Here is a 942-nt window from a genome sequence, read left to right as displayed (position 1 = left end):
GGCAACGGCACGCGTCACCCACGCGTGCCGTTTGCTTTTGTTGCCGACGGAGCGGCGTAAGCCGACATTCCGCACGCGATTGGTCGGGCCTCGACGAACAGTCCCGTCGATCCTTGCGCTCACTGAACGTCATGCTCGGCGAACGCATGACGTCTATCGCTTGCTGGCCTTGTGTGGCCGCCTCGCATTCGGTTTCCTCGCTCATCGCGCACAAATTGGCATAACCCTTGCAGAACGAGGGCTGAGCACCGCATCGTGCTCGCCTATCCACCTTCAGGAGTAACGCCATGAAATCCACGCTCATCATCAAAGACCTACCGCGCTCCGCGGATCAAGTACACGACGAATTGACGCTCACCGCCGGGCAGATGAAGGCGCTGCGCGGCGGCCGTTCCGTCGTCGTCACAGTCGACCGTGGCCCGCTCGGTCACGTCGACGATTTTGAAATCAACACCGCCATTTTCGAAGGACGCATTGGCGGAACCTACTTATAGGACGCGCGAGATGTCCGCAATTAGAAACAGGCCTCCTTCACGTCTTCGCTGTTGGAGGGGGCCTGTTCATTGACGTGCTGAATGTCCCGCGTCTCGTGTTCTTATCGATGCATGCCTCCTGCCAGGCAACCCGTTTCAAGCGGCGTCGGCTTGACGCTCACACTTCGACGTCACGACGTTGAACGACACCTCTTCGGCCACTGCTTCGTCCAGGCCAACCAATCCATCGAATTCCTCGCACGAAGTCATTCAGTCGGCGACAGCATCGGGCGACCGTTGAAGCGATCCGCGTCTACGACGGCATAACAGCCGACCGTGCGGTGCCGCGAATCTCCCTCGCTTTCTTCGATTCCAGATCGACACCGTTCGCACCCTCTCGAGCTCTGAACGCCACCGGTCAAAGCGGGTCCATTGGCCACTGCCCATGTCGTGCGACATCCAACAGCAT

General features: G+C 59.4%; 1 protein-coding gene. It reads left to right on the top strand.

Features of this window, described 5'->3' with window-relative positions:
• Positions 1–287 precede the first annotated feature (287 nt).
• Positions 288–494 carry a hypothetical protein gene (locus P0D80_RS50565; protein ID WP_408177287.1) on the top strand — a complete coding sequence of 69 codons (207 nt, stop codon included), beginning with the start codon at positions 288–290 and terminating at the stop codon, positions 492–494.
• Positions 495–942: the final 448 nt, after the last annotated feature.

The organism is Paraburkholderia sp. RL17-373-BIF-A (genome assembly GCF_046030175.1).
GTDB lineage: Bacteria > Pseudomonadota > Gammaproteobacteria > Burkholderiales > Burkholderiaceae > Paraburkholderia.
This window is presented reverse-complemented; position numbering and strand designations above follow the sequence as displayed.